Origin of the sequence: Rhodococcus sp. IEGM 1302 (genome assembly GCF_030056935.1) — a bacterium.
Classification (GTDB): Bacteria; Actinomycetota; Actinomycetes; order Mycobacteriales; family Mycobacteriaceae; genus Rhodococcus_F; species Rhodococcus_F qingshengii.
This window is the reverse complement of sequence record NZ_JASHKY010000003.1, coordinates 200,108-221,222: the sequence shown is the minus strand read 5'-3', so window position 1 is coordinate 221,222 and position 21,115 is coordinate 200,108. Positions and strand designations below refer to the sequence as shown.

Here is a 21,115-nt window from a genome sequence, read left to right as displayed (position 1 = left end):
ATCTCAGGCGAGGGCGCTGCCTGCGGCCCAGTCTGCCCAGGAAAGGGTCCAGTCGCCGTTCTGCCACACCTCCAGCGGAGCGCCGCCGGTGTTCTTGATCTCGACGACATCTCCCGGCTGCGAGAAATCGAAGAACCATTTGGCATTGGCCGCACTGAGATTGAGGCAACCGTGCGAGGTGTCGGTGTTTCCCTGCGCCCAGACGGTGCTCTCCAACTCGTGAAGATAGATACCGTCCGTGCTGATGCGGGTGGCCCAGTTGATGGATTCCTTGTAGCCGAGGCGCGAGTTGATCGGCAGACCGTAGGTCGACGAATCCATGATGACGGGATTTGCCTTGTCCATCACGGTGTACGTGCCGGGCTGGGTCCAGAACGAGAGCGTCGTGCCGCCGATCGTCTCGGTGCCGCCCATTCCCATCGAGGTCGGCATTTCCTTGATCACCTGACCGTTTTCGTAGACGGTCACCATCTTGGTGTTGTCGTCGGCGACCGAGACGTGGGAGTCGCCGATCTTGAAGGACACGGTGTCGTCCTGCTGGCCGTACAGTCCGTTGCCGAGCTGCTTGCCGTAGATGTTCGCGTTCACCGAGACCGTCGTGCCTGGTGCGTAGTAGTTCTGCGGTCGCCAGTGAACGTTCTGACCGTCGACCCAGTACCACGATCCCTGTACGGGCGGATTGGTTGTGACCAGCAGAGACTTCTCGGCCGCGGCCTTGTCACCGATCAACTCGTCGAAATGAACGGCGACGACGGTGCCGACACCGTACGTGCCACCGTCCGATATCGAGGCGCCACCGGTGGTGTTGATATACGCCCGGGTCTGGTTACTCGGCGCGACGGTGGTCAGCGTCGTGTTCTTGGTCGTGGCAACACCGTTCGCGTCGACGGCGTCGACGACCAGCTTGTAAGTCTTGCCGTATCCGAGTGGTTCGCTCGGTTTCCAGGACGTCTTGTCCGGCGTGGTGATACCGGCGACTTCCTTACCCTCGGGATTGGTCAGCGCGACGGTCGTCAGTGTTCCCTTCGCGACCTGGACCTCGATGGGGTCGAGTGGACTCACCGGAGTTCCGCCGTCCGCCGGTGTGACGGTGACGAGCGCCTCGCTGGTCGGGGTAGTGGTGACGGCGCTGCTGGAGGAACCCGTGTTGTCTCCGGTGGAGACCGTGCACCCCGCGACGAGCATCAACGCCGCCGCGGCACACACCGCTCCAACGATTCGCATATGCGCACGTGACAACATCTGGCCTCCTGAAATCCCCGAACCAACTCACGCCGAAGGCGACCCCCGACGTCTTTACGATAGTGCGCAAATCTGACACTTCGCTGAGCGCCGGATCCGATTCAGCTCGGGATCACAACAAGATCAGTGCAGTGGCCGTGGTCCCCAACGATCGGTCAGCACTCCGATCGCGCCCAGAGCAACAGCCCCGGCGGTCGACGTACGCAGGACCGTCGGGCCGAGAAGCACCGGAGTGGCCCCGGCCTCCGACAACGCGCTGATCTCCGAATCGTCCAGCCCACCTTCGGGACCGACAACCAGAAATACCTCGTCCGCGCTCGCCAGCGGCAAACCGGCCAACGGCGTCGTCGCCGATTCGTGAAGCACCGCAACCACAGCGCCACGGGCAACGGCGTCACGAACCAACGCGATCACCGCCGGCGTCTTGTGCAGTTCCGCAATTTCCGGGACGAACGCGCGTCTGGACTGCTTTGCCGCAGACACTGCCGCACTTCGCCAGCGTGCGACGCCCTTGGCGAGCTTGGGGCCCTCCCACTTGGCGACACAACGCAAGGACTGCCACGGGATCACCGCGTCGATCCCCGCCTCGGTCGCCAGTTCGACGGCCAACTCGGAACGCTCGGCCTTGGGAAGTGCCTGAACGAGGGTCACCAACGGCTTGGGCTGCTCGAGAACCTGAACGTCACTGACCAACAGTTCCAGGCGGTCCTTGCCGACGCTCGTCACCTCGGCGTCGGCCACCCGGCCACGGCCGTCGGCCAACACCAATCGCTCACCGACGCCGATCCGGCGGACAGTGGCCGCGTGGCGACCCTCCTGTCCGTCCAGAACTGCGATTTCACCGACGCCGGGAACCGGGTCGAGAAAGAAGACCGTTGCGGCCACCGTCAGCGGCCGCTGAATGCTTCGCGAAGACGCGAGAACAATCCACCGCTGTTCTGCGAGGCCGTCGAGACAACCTCGGCCTCGTCACGATCGCGGAGCAGCTTGAATTCCTTGAGCAGCTTGGACTGCTTGTGATCGAGACGGCTCGGGATGACCACCTCGAGGTGAGCGTGCACGTCGCCGCGCACTCCCGACCGCAGTTTCGGCATGCCATGACCGCGAAGAACAGCAACGTGTCCGGGCTGGGTGCCTGGCTCGATGGTGATTTCCTTGGGGCCGTCGATGATGGTGTCGACGGTGACAGTCGTACCGAGCGCTGCGTCGACCATCGGAACGCGGATCGTGCAGTGCAGGTCTTCACCGTCTCGAACGAAGACATCGTGCTGCTGCTCGACGATCTCGACGTAGAGGTCGCCGGGGTGTCCGCCGCCCGGGCCCACTTCACCCTGCGCGGTCAAACGGATGCGCATGCCACCGGCGACGCCCGCGGGAACCTTCACGGTGATGTCACGCTTGGCCCGAACTCGGCCGTCGCCGCCACACTTGTGGCAGGGATCCGGGATGGTCTCACCGGCACCGCGGCACGTCGGGCAGGGACGCGAGGTCATGACCTGACCGAGGAACGAGCGCTGGATGGACTGAACTTCGCCGGCACCGTTGCAGGTCTCACAGCGGACAGGCTTGGAGTCGCCGTTGGTTCCGGCTCCGGTGCAGCTGTCGCACAGAATGGCCGTCTCGACGGTCACGTGCTTGCTGACTCCCGTCGCACATTCTGCGAGGGTCAGCTTGGTGCGAAGCAACGAGTCGGCTCCGGGCTGAACGCGACCGCGCGGCCCACGACCTGCGCCGCCACCGCCGCCGAAGAATGCTTCGAAGACGTCGCCGAGGCCGCCGCCACCGAATCCGCCGCCGAAGCCACCACCGCCGCCACCACCGGACTCGAGCGGGTCTCCGCCGAGATCGACGATGCGACGCTTCTCCGGGTCGGTCAGGACCTCGTAGGCCGTCGAGATCTCCTTGAACTTGGCCTGCGCCGCCTCGTCAGGGTTGACGTCCGGGTGCAGTTCGCGTGCCAGCTTGCGGTAAGCGCGCTTGAGCTCCTGGTCTGTCGCGTTCTTGTCGACGCCGAGCAATCCGTAGTAATCCCGTGCCACGTTGAGTCTCTCGTCCTTCTCTTACTTCTAGGTTTTCCTCAGTCCTCGCGAGGAGGCGTGCCGACGAATGTCGACGTCCGTCATCGCTCGGAGAGAACTTCGCCGATGTATCTGGCAACGGCGGCAACCGATGCAATTGTTCCCGGATAGTCCATCCGAGTGGGTCCGAGCACACCGACACCACCGAAAACGGTACCGGCCGCGCCGTAGCCAGTCGAAATCACAGAGGTTCCGCGCATCTGTTCGACCTGCGTCTCTTCACCGATCTGAACGGTGACCGTGCCGGAGTTCTGCGTCGCAGCGAGCAGTTTGAGGACCACTACCTGCTCTTCCAGTGCTTCGAGCACAGCGCGCAGCGAACCGGGGAAGCCGGCCAGACCGGAGAAATCGGCGGCGTTGCGCGTGAGATTCGAGGTTCCGCCCAGAACGAGACGATCTTCCGGATGTTCGACCAGGGTCTCGACCAGAACCGTTGCCGAGCGGATCACGGCGTCGCGAAGGTCGGCCGGAGACTCGTCGGCCAGTTCCGCTACGGCAATCGACGCGGCGGCCAGGCGCTTGCCTTCCAGTGCTCCGCCGAGAAGCGTACGCAACCGGGAAAGGTCTTCGTCTTCGAGGACGTCTCCGAGTTCGACGATTCGCTGATCGACGCGGCCGGAATCGGTGATGAGAACGAGAAGCAGGCGCGCCGGCGTCAACGCGACCACCTCGAGGTGGCGAACCGACGACGCGGACAGCGACGGGTACTGGACAACCGCGACCTGACGGGTCAGTTGCGCGAGCAGTCGCACACCGCGGCGCAGAACGTCGTCGAGATCGACACCCGACTCCAAGAACTCGAGGATCGCTCGACGCTCGGGCCCGGACATGGGCTTGACGTCGGCGATGCGATCGACGAATTCGCGGTACCCCTTGTCGGTGGGGACGCGGCCGGAACTGGTGTGCGGTTGGGCGATGTAGCCCTCGGCCTCGAGGAATGCCATGTCGTTGCGCACAGTGGCGCTCGACACTCCGAGGTTGTGACGCTCGACCAGTGCCTTGGATCCCACCGGGTCCTGGGTGGAGACGTAATCGGCCACGATTGCACGTAAGACCTCGAAACGCCTGTCGTCGGTACTCGACATCGTTGCCACCTCCGTTTCCTGAAAAGAACGAACACCGACATTTACACATCGGTTTCCACTGGCAGTCTAATCGCCCGAGCGCCAGAGACGGCTGTTGCCCTTACTGTGGAGTGAGATCGGCGAAAGGTCGATCGCACAACCATGGACAAGGCGGCACATGATCTTCAAAGGCGTGATGGACGGCAAACCGTATCCCGATCACGGACTGTCTCTACGCGACTGGTCGAAGTTCCCTCCACGTCAGGTTCGACTCGACGAGATCGTGACCACCACGAAGGTCCTCGAACTCGATCGCCTGCTGTCGGAGGACTCGACCTTCTACGGCGATCTGTTCCCGCACGCAGTGCAGTGGCGCGGCACTCTCTACCTCGAGGACGGTCTGCACCGAGCGGTTCGTTCGGCCCTGCGAAACCGCGTCGTGCTGCACGCGCGTGTCTTCGACTTCGACGCGATGCCCGGTGTCATCGAGGGAGTCCGCTGACGCTCAGGCGATAGTCACGAGCAACGCAGGTGTCGTTTGCCCCGGCCAGGTTCCGGTGAGCGTCGCCGAGCCCGAGACTCGATCTGCGTCGATCACTCTCGCCACAGTCAGTTCCAGATCTCCCGCGCGGATGATCGTGTCGGTGCCGACTGTCGAGCAGGTCACGGATTCGACTGCCGGTACGGAAGCGCGGGCCGTACCGCTGCCAACTACGTGAGCTGTCACGAGGATGCGATCGGCGGTGTCCGCGAAGACCAGTTCGACTCCGGCCCCACCGGTCAGAATCGCGGTCGCCACCGCGCTGACGTAGACCGGATCACAGCATGCGTCGTACACCCACCGCTCGCCCAGTACCGAATGATCCATGGTCGCGATCAGTGCGGCGTCCGCCCCGTCCAGCGGAGCACCTCGATAAGTGAGCGGGACCTGAAGAATTCGACCGTCGGCAGAGCGCATCAGGTGCGTCTCGATTCCGACCTCACCGTCCGGGTCGTCGAAACGATAGGCGTCGACGCGTTCGAGCGTCGAACAGTCGACCGACCCGAGCCACGGCTGCTTGGGCACCCACGCTCGGAGCAGGTCGTTCTTGGACGGATTCAGCTGCGCACGATGAATGATGGCCACCACGGCCACATTACGCGGCGAAGGATGGTTGCGCGTCAGGTCAGGATCGTGCGAATCACCGCATCGGCGAGCAGGCGACCACGGTCGGTGAGAACCACGTGATCGTTCTCGATCACGGCCAACCCGTCGACTACCACCTGTTCGGCCGAAAGACGTTCGGATGCAGACAGTTCCGACAACGGAAGTCCCGTACGCAACCGTGCGGTCAGCATGACTCGCTCCATGTGTTCGTCCTCGGCGGTCAGTTCTTCGCTGCCGCCGACGGGAAGTTCGCCGAGCGCCAACTGTTCCGCGTACCGCGCCGGGTGCTTGACGTTCCACCACCGCACTCCGCCGACGTGGCTGTGCGCGCCCGGACCGGCACCCCACCAGTCACCGCCGTCCCAGTAGCCGAGGTTGTGACGACACCGGGTGTCACCGGAGTCCGCGGTTTCCGCCTTTGCCCAGTTGGAGACCTCGTACCACCGCAAGCCTGCCTCGGACAGGCGTGAATCGATTCGTTCGTACCGCGAGGCCAGCACGTCGTCGTCCGGGGCGGGCAGCTCGCCGCGCCTGACCTTGCGAGCCATGGCGGTGCCGTCCTCGACGATCAACGCGTAGGCCGAGACGTGATCGACATCGGCGGAGAGAACCGCATCGAGAGAGGCGTCCAGATCTTGATCGCGCTCCCCTGGCGTTCCATAGATCAAATCCAAGTTCACGTGCGAAAAACCAGCTGCGCGAGCCTCTTTCGCGGCAGCGACGGCGCGACCGGGAGTGTGGGTGCGGTCGAGGATCTTCAGAACGTGCTGGGCGGCCGACTGCATGCCGAGGGAAATCCGGGTGAATCCCGCACTGCGGAGAGCACCGAAGAACTCCGGCGACGTCGATTCGGGGTTCGATTCCGTGGTCACTTCGGCGCCGGACGCCAAGCCGAAGCTGCTCCGCACCGCCGACAGCACGTCGGACAATCCGTCGCCACCGAGCAGCGACGGCGTTCCACCGCCCACGAACACCGTCTCCGCCGCCGGGGCGCCCGTCATCTCGGCCGCGAGATCGAGTTCGCGCCGCAGACCCTCCAGCCACGACTGCGGCGACGCCGAGGTTCCGAGCTCACCGGCCGTGTAGGTGTTGAAATCGCAGTACCCACACCTGGTGGCACAGAACGGGACGTGGATGTAGATCCCGAACGGCCGTTTCCCGACACCCTCGAGCGATCGCGCGGGCAAGGCGAAGGGCGTCGCCTCGCTCTGTCGAGTGGGAGTCGTGCTGGTGGCATTCACACCTCCAGTGTCCCAGCATCCGGAACGCACACCTATTCAGCCTGCGATGCAGGTCGGCGTATGGCTTGAACTCGATATTTCCCCCGTTTTTCGTGGAAATATGCGCCCGAGTCGGAATTATCGAGTTGACGTGGCACAATGGACCGCATGACCGGACTCGGAGTGCGACTTGTGGCGCGTCGCCATGTCGACTTCAAGCGTGTGTGCAGCTCGTCGTGTCTGCACCTGTGTAGCTGTTGATCTTTCACTGATCTTCCAGCCTTTCCCGCTCATCTCCATCTGCTTCACCGAAACACTCTCTGCAGAGACATGCCTTTTCAGGGACGCAGCTTCTCCAGCTGTTCGTTTTCGTGAGCACACCTGCCGGCCGCGAGCTTTCCGAGACCGAGGACAGCCCCCTCGATTTCCGACACGGACCGGTGCGTCCCGATCAGACACCGCCACAGTTCATCGATAGTGCGTGCCGCGTGCCGATCAACCGCCCAGATCCAGGAGTTCATCGATGACGTCGACCACCGACGCCGCCACACCCGCCGATTCGGCAGCAGCTGCCGAAGCCCGGCCTGCACGCGCTGCGCGTCCCGCCAAGCGTCGCGCCGAAGGTCAGTGGGCCCTCGGTTACCGCGAGCCTCTCAACGCCAACGAGCAGGCCAAGAAGGACGACAACCCGCTCAACGTTCGGGCCCGCATCGAGAACATCTACTCCAAGCAGGGCTTCGACAGCATCGACAAGGGCGACCTTCGCGGCCGCTTCCGCTGGTGGGGTCTCTACACCCAGCGCGAAGAAGGCTACGACGGCACCTTCACCGGCGACGAGAACATCGACCTGCTCGAGGCCAAGTACTTCATGATGCGCGTGCGTTGCGACGCCGGCGCTCTGAACGTCGAGCAGCTGCGCACCATCGCCGGTATCTCGAAGGAATTCGGCCGGAACACCGCCGACCTGTCGGACCGTGAGAACGTTCAGTTCCACTGGATCGAAGTCGAGAACGTCCCGGAGATCTGGAAGCGCCTCGAAGCCGTCGGGCTCAAGACCACCGAAGCGTGCGGTGACTGCCCTCGCGTCGTCCTCGGTTCTCCCCTGGCCGGCGAATCGCTCGACGAGGTCCTCGATCCCACCCCGGCGATCGACGAGATCGTGCGCCGCTACATCGGCGACCCCAAGTACTCCAACCTGCCGCGCAAGTTCAAGACCGCTATCTCCGGTCAGCAGGATGTTGTTCACGAGATCAACGACATCGCCTTCATCGGCGTGAACCACCCCGAGCACGGCCCGGGCCTCGACCTCTGGGTCGGCGGCGGACTGTCCACCAACCCGATGCTGGCGCAGCGCGTCGGCGCCTGGATTCCGCTCGACGAGGTCCCCGATGTCTGGGAGGGCGTCGTCTCGATCTTCCGTGACTACGGCTACCGCCGTCTGCGCGCGAAGGCCAGGCTCAAGTTCCTCGTCAAGGACTGGGGTATCGAGAAGTTCCGCGAGGTTCTCGAGACCGAGTACCTGAAGCGTCCGCTCATCGACGGCCCCGCGCCCGAGAAGCCCAAGCGCCCGATCGATCACGTCGGTATCCAGAAGACCCGCAACGGCCACAACGCAGTCGGTTTCGCTCCGATCGCCGGCCGCGTCTCGGGAGACATCCTGGCTCAGGTCGCCGACGCCGCCGAGAAGGCCGGCAGCGACCGGATCCGCTTCACTCCGTACCAGAAGCTGATCATCCTCGACGTCGCCGACGAGACGCTCGAGCCGCTCATCGCCGATCTCGACGCGCTGGGTCTTCCCGCCCGTCCGTCGCACTGGCGCAAGAACCTGATGGCCTGCTCCGGCATCGAGTTCTGCAAGCTCTCGTTCGCCGAGACCCGCAAGCGTTCGCAGGTGCTCGTGCCCGAACTCGAACAGCGTCTTGCCGACATCAACAGCCAGCTCGACGTGCCGATCACCATCAACATCAACGGTTGCCCCAACTCCTGCGCTCGCTCGCAGATCGCCGACATCGGCTTCAAGGGCCAGCTCGTCGACGACGGTGAGGGGAATCAAGTCGAGGGTTTCCAGGTTCACCTGGGAGGCAGCCTCGGATTCGACAGCGCCTTCGGACGCAAGCTGCGCCAGCACAAGGTCACCAGCGTCGAGATGGGTGACTACATCGACCGCGTCGTACGTCAGTTCGTCAAGAACCGCAACGAAGGTGAACGGTTCGCCGAATGGGCAGTGCGCGCAGACGAAGGAGATTTGCGATGACAGTGGACATTTCGCGAGCAACTGCCGACGAGCTTCGGTCCATCGCCGAGCGCGGTGCAATAGAACTCGACGGAGCCAGCGCACAGGAACTGTTGCAGTGGACCGAGGACACGTTCGGTGACTCGTACATCGTGGCGTCGAACATGCAGGACGGGGTGTTGGTTCACCTTGCCGCACAGGTGCATCCGGGCGTCGACGTACTCTTCCTCGACACCGGCTACCACTTCCCCGAAACCATCGGCACGCGTGACGCGGTCGAGCAGGTGTACGGCGTCAACGTCATCAACGCTCGTGCGCTGGCAAGCGTCGCCGAGCAGGATGTCGCCGAGGGCAAGGATCTGTTCGCCCGTGATCCCAACCGCTGCTGCGCACTACGCAAAGTCGCGCCGCTCAAGCAGACACTGTCCGGGTACAGCGCGTGGGTGACCGGCATCCGCCGCGTCGAAGCGCCCACCCGCGCCAACGCTCCCCTGATCTCCTTCGACGAAGCCTTCGGACTCGTGAAGATCAACCCGATCGCTCCCTGGTCGGACGAGGAGATGCAGAACTACATCGATACCAATTCCATCCTCGTCAATCCCCTTGTCGACGAGGGATATCCGTCCATCGGCTGCGCACCCTGCACCAGCAAGCCAGCCCCCGGCAGCGATCCGCGTAGCGGTCGTTGGGCCGGTGCCTCCAAGACAGAATGCGGGTTGCACGCATCATGACAGTTGACTTGACACCTTCGCGGCCTCAGCTCGACGGCACACAGTTCGATACTCTCGATGCCCTCGAGTCCGAAGCGATCCACATCTTCCGAGAGGTGGCCGGCGAGTTCGAACGCCCGGTCATTCTCTTCTCGGGCGGTAAGGACTCCACCGTGCTGCTGCACCTGGCGATCAAGGCATTCTGGCCTGCGCCGTTGCCGTTCACCCTGCTGCATGTCGACACCGGCCACAACCTGCAGGAAGTCCTCGACTTCCGCGACCACGTGGTGGCCAAGTACAACCTGCGCCTGCACGTGGCCAGCGTCGAGGAGTACATCGCGGACGGCCGCCTCACCGAGCGTCCCGACGGTATCCGCAATCCTCTGCAGACCGTGCCGTTGCTGGACGCGATCTCCGAGAACCGCTTCGACGCCGTCTTCGGTGGCGCTCGCCGCGACGAGGAGCGGGCCCGCGCCAAGGAGCGGATCTTCTCGCTGCGCAACGCTTTCGGTCAGTGGGACCCCAAGAAGCAGCGCCCGGAACTGTGGAACCTGTACAACGGTCGCCACTCCCCCGGCGAGCAGGTGCGCGTCTTCCCGCTCAGCAACTTCACCGAGCTGGACATCTGGCGTTACATCGCCCGCGACAACGTCGAACTCGCCAGCATCTACTACGCCCACCAGCGTCCGGTGTACCAGCGCGACGGCATGTGGATGACGCCCGGCGTCTGGGGTGGACCGGCTGACGGCGAAGAGCTGCAGACCCTTTCGGTGCGTTACCGCACCGTCGGCGACGGTTCGACCACCGGCGCAGTCCTCTCCGATGCCGCTGACAACGAGGCCATCCTGGCCGAGGTTGCGGCATCACGTTTGACCGAGCGCGGCGCGACCCGTGGCGACGACCGAGTTTCCGAAGCGGCCATGGAAGACCGCAAGCGAGAGGGCTACTTCTGATGAGCGATCTGCTCAGACTGGCAACTGCCGGCAGCGTCGACGACGGAAAGTCCACCCTCGTGGGCCGTCTGTTGTACGACACGAAATCCGTTCTCGCCGACCAGATCGACGCCGTGACCCGTGCGTCGGTGGACCGCGGTCTCGACACCCCTGACCTCTCGCTCCTGGTGGACGGACTGCGCGCCGAGCGTGAGCAGGGCATCACCATCGACGTGGCGTACCGCTACTTTGCGACCCCCAAGCGCACCTTCGTGCTCGCCGATACACCGGGCCACGTGCAGTACACCCGCAACACGGTCTCCGGTGCCTCGACGGCTCAGCTCGTGATCCTGCTGGTCGATGCTCGCAAGGGCGTCATCGCGCAGACTCGCAGGCACGCAGCGGTTCTCGCGTTGCTCGGTGTCCCGAAGCTCGTTCTCGCCGTGAACAAGATCGACCTCGTCGAGAACCCCGAAGAGGTCTTCACCTCGATCTCCGCCGAGTTCAACGAACTCACCAGCTCACTTGGCTGGGCAAGCGAAGACGTCGTCGAGATCCCGGTGTCGGCACTGCACGGTGACAACGTCGCCATCCGCTCCGACAAGACCCCGTACTACACCGGCCCCACACTGATCGAGCACCTCGAGTCGATTCCGGTCGACGCCGAGCCACATCGCGTCGGTCTGCGTTTCCCGGTGCAGTACGTGATCCGCCCCCGCACCGCAGAGTTCCTCGACTACCGCGGCTACGCCGGTCAGGTCGCTGCCGGTTCCGTCGTGCCCGGCGACGAAGTGGTGATCCTGCCCTCGGGTACGCGCACCACCGTCACACGTATCGACACGGCCGACGGCGAACTGGACGTCGCCCACGCCGGACGCAGCGTCACGCTGATCCTGGCCGACGACGTCGACGTCTCACGCGGCGACACCATCGCATCGCCGTCCGACGCACCCGAGCCGATCGGCGAATTCGACGCCACTGTCTGCTGGCTGGCCGAGAAGTCGCTGCGCCCCGGTGCACGTCTGCTGCTCAAGCACGGCACGCGAACGACGCAGGCCATCGTGGGCAGCTTGGTGGAACGCTTCAACGAGCAGGACCTCACCACGGATCAGGGCCCGGACACTCTCGAGCTCAACGAGATCGGCAAGATCTCGATCCGGGTGGCCGAGCCGATCGTGGCTGACGACTACGCCGTCAACCGCCACACCGGCAGCTTCCTGCTGATCGATCCCGCTGGTGGAAACACTCTCGCAGCCGGCCTGGTGGGCGACGTCATTTCCGCTGTCGAATTGGGCGAGCGCGTCTAAGTCGATGGTTCCGCTCATCGCTGTTGCGCACGGCAGCCGTGACCCCCGTTCTGCTCGGGTGATCGCGGCTGCGGTGGCAGCTCTTCGTGAAGTCCGGCCAGACCTCGATGTCCGGCTGGCGTTCCTCGACCTCAATGCACCGTCCATCGATCAGGTCCTGGACGGAGTTGCACACGACGGCCACACTCACGCCGTTGTTGTTCCGATGCTGCTGGGCAATGCCTTCCACGCCCGGGTAGATCTGCCCGGACTCTTGGCCGCTGCCGCGACACGCCACCCCCAGTTGACCGTGTTCCAAGCAGACGTGCTGGGTCGCGATGCTCGGCTGATCGAGGCAGTACGCGAGCGAATTCTCGAAGCGGGTGCCCGCCCGGACGATCCGTCGGTCGGTGTCGCTCTTGCGGCAGTCGGCTCGTCCGACGCGCGCGCCAATGCCGCGACCGCAGAATTGGCGTCCACTCTCCTCGGCGGAACCAACTGGTCGGGCGTTCGAATCTGTTTCGCGACATCCGCGGAACCGACAGTTGCCCAGGCGATCTCCGCACTCGAGCAGGACGGCGCCGAACGTGTTGTCGTCGCACCGTGGTTCTTGGCTCCCGGCCTACTGACCGATCGACTCAGCGCTGCCGCAGCAACTGCATGTCCGCGCGCGCGTTTCGCCGACACGATCGGTGGGCACTCTCTACTGATCGAAACGATGATCGACCGTTACCGACAAGTCGCTGATGCACTACCCGACCGTCTGGTCCGCTCCGCCTGATCCGGTTTCACAGGCCGTTATCAGATTGTTACCGTAGTGTTGGATCTGTCCAGCTCGCGAAGGTACCTCCTTCGCCTGCGAAACAGATCTTTGGGTGCAATCCCCTCAGAGCGCCGCGAGAGGGAACACCATCACTCACAATCTTCGCCTCGGCACAGCCGGCATCGCATGGGTCCTGTCGGTGCTCTACCTGCTTGTCGAAATCTTCACAGCCGGAGCATGGAAGACGCCGTACAGCTTCGCGCGCGACTCCATCAGTTCGCTGGGCGTGACGACATGCAGCGTGGATTCGTGTTCGCCGATGCACGACGTGATGAACGCGGCCTTCATGATCCTCGGTGCGCTCACCATCCTCGGTGCAGCCTTGCTGCACAAGTACATTCCGGACGGTCGTGCGAAGAAGTGGATTCTCGGTCTTGCCGTCGTCGTTGCATTGAGCACCGCGGCCACCGGCCTCTTCCCGGCGAACGACGGGACCTTCGTTCATTGGACCGCCGTACTTCCCGGCTTCGTCGCACGTCATGCCGTTCTCGTCCTCATGGCAATTCAATTCTGGAAGCACAGCAAATGGATCGCAGTGTGGTCAGGGCTGTGCGCGGCTACCGGAATCGTCGGTGCCGTACTGCTTCTCGGACGAACCCTCACTTTCGGCCTTGGTGAACGCCTGACGCTGTACCCGCTGCCTATGTGGATGGCCGTCACCGGCGTCGCGGCCCTGCTCGCGTTGATGCGCCGAACCGTGTTGAAGAACGTGGAACTGACACTGTCCGGTAACGGATTCATCACCGCTCTGTTGTCGTTGCGCCCGCGTCGATCTCGCGCGGCAGTGCCCACCGACGTTCTCGCACCACGGGAGCTGACCGGTTTGTAGCGAACCGGGGGTGAGCAGGGACACACTGGTAAGGAGGCGACGCGAGGAGACTTCCATGACCAGTGCATCTGTTCGACACGGAATCGTGGCCGGTATCGACGGCTCGGCAAGCGCGGTCAACGCCGCGAGGTGGGCAGCTTCGGCTGCAAAGAGATTCGACGAACCACTTCGCCTGACCCACGTGCTGCCAGGACAACCCGAGTCCGGTGGCGGTACAAACGTCACCGACGAAGAGATGTTCGACCACCACCTTCGCGTCGAGGGTGCAAAACTGCTCGACGAGGCCGAGGACGCCATCCGCGATGATCACACCGACGTCACCGTCGAACGTGGCCTCGTGACCGGTACTCCCGCAACCACACTCGTCGAACTCTCGAAGTCGGCTCGCATCGTTGCACTGGGTCAGGCCGGCACCAGCGAAATGCAGTCCGTGTTTCTCGGATCCGACACCATTCGGGTGGTCAACCGCGCGCACTGTCCCGTGGCCGTATTCCGCGGTACGGGTGATCACGCGATGGCCGACACCAGGCCCATCGTCGTCGGCGTCGACGGGAGCAAGCTCAGCGAACTCGCCGTCGCGCATGCCTTCGAATTTGCCGCGTTCCTCGGCGCACCTTTGGTTGCGGTCCACACGTGGAACGAGCACGCCTCGCTGGGCGGGTACTCCGAAGCCAGGCGCTTCGTCGACTGGGGACCGTACGAACAGCATGAGCATGCACTGCTGTCCGAGTGCCTCGCCGGCTGGACGGAGAAGTACCCCGATGTCGAAGTCACCCGCAGTGTCCAGCGCAGCGGACCGATGAAGGCACTGCTCGAGCACTCGGCGGAAGCGCAACTCGTAGTCGTCGGTAGCCACGGCCGCAGCCCGTTCATGGCGTCGATAGTCGGATCGACCAGTCAGAGCCTCATCCACCACGCCCAATGCCCGGTCCTCGTCTGCCGAGAGGGCTGAACTCGTCTCGCTGTTGCCCGACCCCCAACTCTGAGCGAACGGCACTTTCGGCGCCATCAGGAGTCCGAAAGTGCCGTTCGCTCAAACAGGAGTGGGGGTACAACAGGTCGAACAGGGCGAGCGGGTCATACCTGGCCGACCACGCTCACCGTGACCGGCTCCTGCACCGGCGTCGACACCGGGGTCTCCGGCAGATCCGGCACCCGGGTAGCACGCGCGTACACCGTCTCCCCCGCCTCGAGGTGCAGCGCTGCACTGTCACCGCGCGTGACCTGAGCCGAGAAGAGCTCGCCGGTTGCCTCGTTGCGCAGGTCCACTCGAACCTCGAAGCCGAGGTACACGACGCGCTCGACTGTTGCGCGTGTGACGCCGAGCGACTCGGCCGTTCCGGATTCCTGCGCGAGAGCCATGCTCGGATCGCGGCCGAGGCGGATGTCGTGCGGACGGACCAACTGCCCGTTGAGCTTCGCGACGGATCCGAGGAAGGACATCACGAAGTCGTTGGACGGGCGGTCGTACAGGTCGGCAGGTTCACCGATCTGCTCGATCCGCCCCTTGTTCAGCACCGCGATGCGGTCGGCGACGTCGAGAGCCTCTTCCTGGTCGTGGGTGACCAGGACGGTGGTGACGTGCACCTCGTCGTGCAGGCGACGCAACCACGTGCGCAGGTCGGCACGCACCTTCGCGTCGAGCGCGCCGAAGGGCTCGTCGAGCAGGAGCACCTGTGGATCCACAGCCAGAGCGCGCGCCAACGCCATGCGCTGACGCTGACCGCCGGAGAGCTGCGCGGGGTACCGATGCTGAAACCCGTCGAGACCGACGATCCCCAGTAGTTCGTTGACCTTCTTCTCGATCTCCGGCTTCGGGCGCTTGCGGATCTTGAGCCCGAACGCCACGTTGTCCCGCACGGTCATGTGCTTGAACGCCGCGTAGTGCTGGAACACGAAACCGATGTCACGCTTCTGCGGCGAGACGCCGGTGACGTCCTTGCCTGCGATGGTGATGGTTCCCGAATCGAGTTCTTCGAGCCCTGCGATCGAACGCAGCAACGTCGACTTTCCCGAGCCACTGGGCCCGAGCAATGCCGTCAACGAACCCGAGGGAATGTTGACCGTCACGTCGTCGAGCGCCGCGAAATCACCGTAGTTCTTGCGGGCCCCGGTCACTGTGATCATGTGGTGCTCCTCTTACGGTCCAGCAGCGTCATCAGCAACAGGACAATGATGGCGATGCCCATCAGCAGCGTTGCCGCCGAATACGCACCAAAGGTGTTGTGGTCGTCGATGTATCGCGAGTGCACCAGCAATGTCAGTGTCTGGGATACCCCCGGGAAGCCGGAAGAGACCATGATGACTGCGCCGAATTCACCGAGCGAACGCGCCACCGTCAACACGATTCCGTACGTCAGGCCCCAACGGATCGCGGGCAAGGTGATCCGCCAGAACGTCTGCCAGCCCGAGGCACCGAGCGTCGCGGCTGCTTGTTCCTGCTCGTCGCCGATCTCGTGAAGTACGGGTTCGACTTCCCGGACGACGAAGGGCAGCGTCACGAAAATCGTCGCGATCACCATGCCTGGCAACCCGAAGATGACTTTGAACCCCAACGATTCGATGCCGCCGAACCAACCGTTGGCACCCCACAGGAGAATCAACGACACACCGACGACGACGGGCGAGACCGCGAAGGGCAGGTCGACCACCGACTGCAGAACTCCGCGGCCCGGGAAACGCCCACGCACGAGTGCCAGAGCCGTGACGACACCGAACACCACGTTGATCGGAACCACGATCGCCACGATGATCAGCGAAAGATTCAGCGCGGAAATCGCTGCCGGTGTCGTGATCGATTCGAGAAACGGGCCGATTCCGTTCTCGAACGTTCGCGTCAGGATCACACCGATCGGCACGACCAGCAACACGAACAGGTAGACGAGAGCGATGGTCCGCAGACCGATCTTCGATCCTCTGGACACGTTCATCGGGAACTCTCCTCACGTCGCTGTCCCCGCGAGGCGAAGATTCGCAGGACGAACAGCGTCACGAATGCGATGGCCAGCAACGCTACCGAGACGGCAGCGGCGTTGGTCGGACGATCGATCTCGATCTGCTGCTGAATGTACTGCGACGTCATCTGTGTCACGCGTGGGATGTTGCCGCCGATCAGAACGACCGAGCCGTATTCACCGATCGCTCTGGCGAACGCGAGGCCCGCACCGGAGATGACGGCAGGCGCCAACGTCGGGAGAACAACCGAGCGAAAGATCGTCCAGTTGGAAGCTCCCAACGACGCAGCGGCTTCCTCGACTTCGCGGTCGACCTCCATCAGCACCGGCTGCACGGAACGGACGACGAACGGCAAGGTCACGAAGGCCAATGCCACGATCAGTCCGGGCTGAGTTGCATTGAGATGGATGTCGATCGGTGACTGCGGGCCGTAGAGGGACAGCAGCACGATCGATGCCACGATGGTCGGTAGCGCGAACGGCAGATCGATCATCGAGTTGACGATGCGCTTGCCCGGGAAGTCGTCCCGGACCAGCACCCACGCGATGATCGTGCCCATCACGACGTTGATCAATGCCACGATCACCGAGACCAACAACGTCACGCGCAACGACGCCAAGGCGACGGGTGCGGTGACGGCGTCCCAGAATCCGGAGATCCCCTCGTCGAACGCGGTGGCGGTCAACGCGGCGAGCGGAAGCAGAACGATGACGGAGAGCCACAGGGTGGCCACTCCGATTCCGAGCGGCCCCACACTCCCCGTGACCCGCGCGAGTTTTCGCCGACGAGCCACGGGGGTGGGGTCAATAGTGTCAGTCACGTCAGTCTTACTTGGTCGCGTTGTCGTAGATCACTGCGATCGAACCGGTGTCCTTGGTGAACAGAGCACTGTCCACGGCCTTCCAGCCGCCGAGGTCTGCAATGGTCCACAGCTTGGTCGGCTCGGGGAACTTGTCGGTGAACTTGGCAGCGACGGCGGGATCCACGGGACGGAATCCTGCTTCGGCCCAGAGCGTCTGACCCTCGGTCGTGTACAGGTAGTCCTTGAACGCGGTCGCCTTGTCGAGGACCTTGCTGTTCGAGATCACGGCAACGGGGTTCTCGATCTTGAAGGTCGTGGGCGGGGTGACGTGCTCGACCGGGTCGCCGTTGCCTTCGATGAACAGTGCCTCGTTCTCGTAACTGATCAGAACGTCACCGCTACCCTGCAGGAAGGCTTCCGAAGCCTCGCGTCCCGACTTGGGCTGGATCTTGACGTGGTCGTTGACCAAGGCGGTGACGTAGTCGAGACCCGCCTGCGGGTTCTTGCCACCGTCGCTCTTGGCGGCGTACGGCGCCAAGAGGTTCCACTTGGCCGAGCCGGAGCTGAACGGGTTCGGCGTGACGACCTCGAGGCCGGGCTGAAGCAGGTCGTCCCAGTCCTTGATGCCCTTCGGGTTGCCCGGACGCGTCACGATGGTGACTACCGATCCGAACGGAATTCCGTTGTAGGCGTCCTGGTTCCAGTTCTGATCTACCAGACCGGCATCGACCAGACGGGTGATGTCGGGCTCGACGGAGAAGTTGACGAAGTCTGCCTCGGCACCGTCCTTCACCTTGCGCGACTGGTCGCCCGAGGCGCCGTAGGAAGGATTGAAGTTGACGTTCTTGCCCTCGTCGGTCGCCTGGAAGGCTGCGGTGAGCTTGTCGAAGCCAGGCTTCGGCACGGCGTAGGCGAACAGGTTGATCGTGCCGGCGCTACCGTCGCTGGCGGCGCTGTCACCACCCACGGTGTCGCTCGAGCCACCACTGCACGCTGTGAGTACCACGGCCCCCATGGTCGCGATAGCAGTGAGAAGTGTGCGGGAACGGCGTTTCATTGCAGATACCTTCCTGAAAGGACTGACAAACGAGGGTTGGTCAAACGACAAGTCCGAGACCTCTGGGGCTGATTCCATCGGGATGTTCAGACATGGAGAGCCGACGGGCGATGAGCCCTGAATCGGGGGCGCGAGTTACGCGCAGAGAAGTTCGAGTGGGGTGCGCAGCACCACCGGAGAGGTCGAACTCAGGAAATCAACAACAGGCGACGTCAGCGACGTCGAGCATGCCGACAGCAATCAACGCCAACTGGTGGCGGATTACGGGAGCTGTTGCTTCGGACACGCGGTGGACTTTAGCAGAGCACCGGCGCCCGCTCTAATCGGGAGAACTAACGGGTGAGAAGCCACGCGACGATCACGAGGAGAATCAGGGCTATCAGGGCGAGAGTGACCCGTGAGCGGGGCATCAGCTTTCCTCTACTTCTCGAGAATTCCTACGCAACCAGCCGAAGAGCGGCAGAGCGAGAACGGCGGCCAACACGCGATCCAGACCGATGGCCACCAGGCGGCACAGCGGAACGACGACGATCAGGACCAACGCGACCTGCGGGATGAACGGGAGCCCCGCCATCCACAGCTCGAAGCTGTCCCACCAATCCGCAATCCGATCCACGCCAACACCCTATCCTTCGGACGATACGGTCCCGACAGCGTGTGGATTGGACGTGTGCCGATTCTGGCCGGATGATGGCCGAATGAGTGCTGACGACGAAGTGGTGCAGACGATTCCTCCCGCCTCCACGGGTCACCATCGAAGCAACTTTCCCCCGATCGACGACTATGCGTTTCTTTCCGATTGCGAAACCTCGTGCCTGATTGCCCGTAACGGATCTGTCGAGTGGATGTGCGTTCCCCGCCCGGACTCCCCCAGCGTGTTCGGTGCCATCCTCGACCGCAGCGCAGGCCATTTCCGTATCGGCCCCTACGGCCAGAACGTGCCGGCCGCTCGGCGCTATCTGCCGGGTGGACTCATTCTCGAGACCACCTGGCAGACCGAGACCGGCTGGCTCGTCGTCCGCGACGCCCTGGTTCTCGGTCCCTGGCACAACGTCGACAAGCGATCGAACACGCACAAGCGCACACCGACCGACTGGGATGCCGAACACACCCTTCTCCGTACGGTCAAATGCGTCAGCGGCACCGTCGAACTCGAGATGAGCTGTGAGCCCGCGTTCGACTATCACCGTGGCACGGCGAATTGGGAGTACACCGGAAAGGTCTACGAGGAAGCAACGGCAACGTGTCGCTCCGCCAAGCCCGGAGACCATCCCACTCTGCGCTTGACCACCGACCTACGACTGGGTCTGGAAGGTCGTGAAGCACGAGCGCGGACGCGACTGGTCGAAGGCGACAACGTGTACGTCGCGCTCTCGTGGTCGGATCTTCCCGCGCCGCAGACGTTCGACGAGGCCGCCGACAAGATGTGGCAGACGTCCAAGTCCTGGCGTGAGTGGGTGACGATCGGCAAGTTCCCCGATCACCCGTGGCGCGGATACCTACAGCGCAGTGCGCTCACACTCAAGGGGCTCACCTACGCACCGACCGGAGCCCTACTCGCGGCTTCGACGACCTCGCTACCGGAAACACCAGGCGGAGAACGCAACTGGGACTATCGCTACGCGTGGGTTCGCGATTCCACCTTCGCGCTGTGGGGCCTCTACACGCTCGGGTTGGACCGTGAGGCCAACGACTTCTTCAACTTCATCTACGACGTGTCGAGTTCGGACAACGGTCAGCCGCATCCTTTGCAGGTGATGTACGGCATCGGCGGCGAGCGCACGCTCGAGGAATCCGAACTCAACCATCTGTCCGGCTACGACGGCGCCCGTCCGGTGCGTATCGGCAACGGGGCGTTCGATCAACAGCAGCACGACATCTGGGGCACCATGCTCGACTCGGTGTACCTCCACATCCGTACCCGCGAGCGCGTCCCCGAGGCGTTGTGGCCGCTGCTCAAGAAGCAGGTCGAGGAAGCGATCAAGCATTGGCGCCAGCCCGACCGCGGGATCTGGGAGGTGCGCGGTGAACCGCAGCACTTCACGTCGTCGAAGATCATGTGCTGGGTCGCTCTCGATCGCGGCGCCAAGCTGGCAGAGATGCAGGGCGAGAAGAGCTTTGCACAGCAATGGACAGCCATCGCGGACGAGATCAAGGCCGACATCCTCGCGCACGGTGTCGACTCGCGCGGAGTTCTGACGCAGCGGTACGGCCACGATTCACTCGACGCGTCGCTCTTGTTGGCACCGCTGCTGCGCTTCCTGCCGGCCGACGATCCGCGCATCCGGGCGACGGTGCTGGCGATCGCCGACGAGCTCACCGAAGAGGGGTTGGTCCTGCGCTATCGCGTCGACACCACCGACGACGGATTGAGCGGAGAAGAGGGCACGTTCACCATCTGCTCCTTCTGGCTCGTCTCCGCCCTCGTCGAGATCGGCGAACTGGATCGGGCAAAGCATCTCTGCGAGCGTCTGCTCGGGTTCGCGAGCCCGCTCAAGCTGTACGCGGAGGAGATCGACGCGCACACCGGTCGCCATCTGGGTAACTTCCCGCAGGCGTTCACACACCTGGCGCTGATCAACGCCGTGGTCCACGTGATCCGCGCCGAGGAAGCTGCCGAAGCCGGAGCTTTCCAGCCCGCGCACAACGCGACCTAGACCCCCTGCTGTGGGGGGGGGTTTTAAGCCCCCCGGGGGGGGAAGGGCGCCCCCCGGGGGAGCGGCCCCCCCCCGGGGCC

At 63.8% G+C, this 21,115-nt stretch carries 21 protein-coding genes; 9 read left to right on the top strand and 12 right to left on the bottom strand.

What is annotated here, in order from left to right; genetic code table 11:
* Positions 1 to 3: 3 nt before the first annotated feature.
* The 4 genes from QM609_RS08115 to hrcA form a co-directional block, all read right to left on the bottom strand.
* Positions 4 to 1,242: a L,D-transpeptidase gene (locus QM609_RS08115; RefSeq protein ID WP_003944568.1), complete on the bottom strand. Its 1,239-nt coding sequence runs from the start codon at positions 1,240 to 1,242 to the stop codon at positions 4 to 6.
* Positions 1,243 to 1,365: 123 nt separating this feature from the next.
* On the bottom strand, positions 1,366 to 2,127 hold the full coding sequence (locus tag QM609_RS08110; protein WP_003944495.1) for a 16S rRNA (uracil(1498)-N(3))-methyltransferase: 762 nt from the start codon (positions 2,125 to 2,127) through the stop codon (positions 1,366 to 1,368).
* 2 nt (positions 2,128 to 2,129) lie between these two features.
* Positions 2,130 to 3,281 (bottom strand): molecular chaperone DnaJ, encoded by a 1,152-nt coding sequence (gene dnaJ / locus QM609_RS08105; protein ID WP_003944460.1) that lies wholly within the window; start codon positions 3,279 to 3,281, stop codon positions 2,130 to 2,132.
* An 80-nt stretch (positions 3,282 to 3,361) separates the two neighbouring features.
* On the bottom strand, positions 3,362 to 4,405 hold the full coding sequence (hrcA, locus tag QM609_RS08100; RefSeq protein WP_003944583.1) for a heat-inducible transcriptional repressor HrcA: 1,044 nt from the start codon (positions 4,403 to 4,405) through the stop codon (positions 3,362 to 3,364).
* 157 nt (positions 4,406 to 4,562) lie between these two features.
* Between hrcA and QM609_RS08095 the strand changes: the two genes are divergently transcribed.
* Positions 4,563 to 4,886: a type II toxin-antitoxin system VapB family antitoxin gene (locus tag QM609_RS08095; protein WP_003944521.1), complete on the top strand. Its 324-nt coding sequence runs from the start codon at positions 4,563 to 4,565 to the stop codon at positions 4,884 to 4,886.
* A gap of 3 nt (positions 4,887 to 4,889) precedes the next feature.
* Here the strand turns inward: QM609_RS08095 and QM609_RS08090 are convergent, their stop codons facing one another.
* A complete protein-coding gene (locus QM609_RS08090) occupies positions 4,890 to 5,510 on the bottom strand; it encodes a CG0192-related protein (protein WP_050654662.1) in 621 nt (206 codons plus the stop codon).
* A gap of 35 nt (positions 5,511 to 5,545) precedes the next feature.
* On the bottom strand, positions 5,546 to 6,772 hold the full coding sequence (gene hemW, locus QM609_RS08085) for a radical SAM family heme chaperone HemW (RefSeq protein ID WP_042450186.1): 1,227 nt from the start codon (positions 6,770 to 6,772) through the stop codon (positions 5,546 to 5,548).
* Positions 6,773 to 7,274: 502 nt separating this feature from the next.
* On the opposite strand from hemW, the gene QM609_RS08080 reads away from it, so the two are divergent.
* The 7 genes from QM609_RS08080 (at position 7,275) to QM609_RS08050 (ending at position 14,516) form a co-directional block, all read left to right on the top strand.
* Positions 7,275 to 9,005 carry a nitrite/sulfite reductase gene (locus tag QM609_RS08080; protein WP_042450188.1) on the top strand — a complete coding sequence of 577 codons (1,731 nt, stop codon included), beginning with the start codon at positions 7,275 to 7,277 and terminating at the stop codon, positions 9,003 to 9,005.
* On the top strand, positions 9,002 to 9,715 hold the full coding sequence (locus QM609_RS08075) for a phosphoadenylyl-sulfate reductase (RefSeq protein ID WP_047270796.1): 714 nt from the start codon (positions 9,002 to 9,004) through the stop codon (positions 9,713 to 9,715). The genes QM609_RS08080 and QM609_RS08075 overlap by 4 nt, the downstream gene beginning before the upstream one ends.
* On the top strand, positions 9,712 to 10,647 hold the full coding sequence (gene cysD / locus QM609_RS08070; RefSeq protein WP_007731054.1) for a sulfate adenylyltransferase subunit CysD: 936 nt from the start codon (positions 9,712 to 9,714) through the stop codon (positions 10,645 to 10,647). The genes QM609_RS08075 and cysD overlap by 4 nt, the downstream gene beginning before the upstream one ends.
* On the top strand, positions 10,647 to 11,933 hold the full coding sequence (locus QM609_RS08065; RefSeq protein ID WP_020969973.1) for a sulfate adenylyltransferase subunit 1: 1,287 nt from the start codon (positions 10,647 to 10,649) through the stop codon (positions 11,931 to 11,933). Before cysD ends, QM609_RS08065 begins: the two co-directional genes overlap by 1 nt.
* Before the next feature lie 4 nt (positions 11,934 to 11,937).
* Entirely contained in the window at positions 11,938 to 12,693 is a 756-nt protein-coding gene (locus QM609_RS08060) for a sirohydrochlorin chelatase (RefSeq protein WP_007731050.1), read from the top strand.
* A 94-nt stretch (positions 12,694 to 12,787) separates the two neighbouring features.
* Positions 12,788 to 13,564: a DUF998 domain-containing protein gene (locus tag QM609_RS08055; RefSeq protein ID WP_030536614.1), complete on the top strand. Its 777-nt coding sequence runs from the start codon at positions 12,788 to 12,790 to the stop codon at positions 13,562 to 13,564.
* Between the two features lie 55 nt (positions 13,565 to 13,619).
* Entirely contained in the window at positions 13,620 to 14,516 is an 897-nt protein-coding gene (locus QM609_RS08050) for a universal stress protein (protein WP_003944544.1), read from the top strand.
* A 125-nt stretch (positions 14,517 to 14,641) separates the two neighbouring features.
* Here the strand turns inward: QM609_RS08050 and QM609_RS08045 are convergent, their stop codons facing one another.
* The 6 genes from QM609_RS08045 to QM609_RS08025 all read right to left on the bottom strand — a co-directional run bounded on the left by QM609_RS08045 (position 14,642) and on the right by QM609_RS08025 (position 18,994).
* Entirely contained in the window at positions 14,642 to 15,691 is a 1,050-nt protein-coding gene (locus QM609_RS08045; RefSeq protein ID WP_007731046.1) for a sulfate/molybdate ABC transporter ATP-binding protein, read from the bottom strand.
* Entirely contained in the window at positions 15,688 to 16,494 is an 807-nt protein-coding gene (cysW, locus tag QM609_RS08040; protein ID WP_003944503.1) for a sulfate ABC transporter permease subunit CysW, read from the bottom strand. Before cysW ends, QM609_RS08045 begins: the two co-directional genes overlap by 4 nt.
* Entirely contained in the window at positions 16,491 to 17,339 is an 849-nt protein-coding gene (cysT, locus tag QM609_RS08035; protein ID WP_030536617.1) for a sulfate ABC transporter permease subunit CysT, read from the bottom strand. Before cysT ends, cysW begins: the two co-directional genes overlap by 4 nt.
* Positions 17,340 to 17,346: 7 nt before the next feature.
* Complete coding sequence (locus QM609_RS08030) at positions 17,347 to 18,378, bottom strand: sulfate ABC transporter substrate-binding protein (protein WP_003944569.1); 1,032 nt, start codon at positions 18,376 to 18,378, stop codon at positions 17,347 to 17,349.
* A 196-nt stretch (positions 18,379 to 18,574) separates the two neighbouring features.
* Positions 18,575 to 18,664, bottom strand: coding sequence for an Ms4533A family Cys-rich leader peptide (locus tag QM609_RS29200; RefSeq protein ID WP_309599318.1), 90 nt, complete (start codon positions 18,662 to 18,664; stop codon positions 18,575 to 18,577).
* A gap of 123 nt (positions 18,665 to 18,787) precedes the next feature.
* On the bottom strand, positions 18,788 to 18,994 hold the full coding sequence (locus QM609_RS08025; RefSeq protein WP_007731042.1) for a hypothetical protein: 207 nt from the start codon (positions 18,992 to 18,994) through the stop codon (positions 18,788 to 18,790).
* Between the two features lie 82 nt (positions 18,995 to 19,076).
* Between QM609_RS08025 and QM609_RS08020 the strand changes: the two genes are divergently transcribed.
* The gene (locus tag QM609_RS08020; RefSeq protein WP_003944557.1) at positions 19,077 to 21,035 is read left to right on the top strand and encodes a glycoside hydrolase family 15 protein; all 1,959 of its coding nucleotides are present in this window, start codon (positions 19,077 to 19,079) and stop codon (positions 21,033 to 21,035) included.
* Positions 21,036 to 21,115 lie beyond the last annotated feature (80 nt).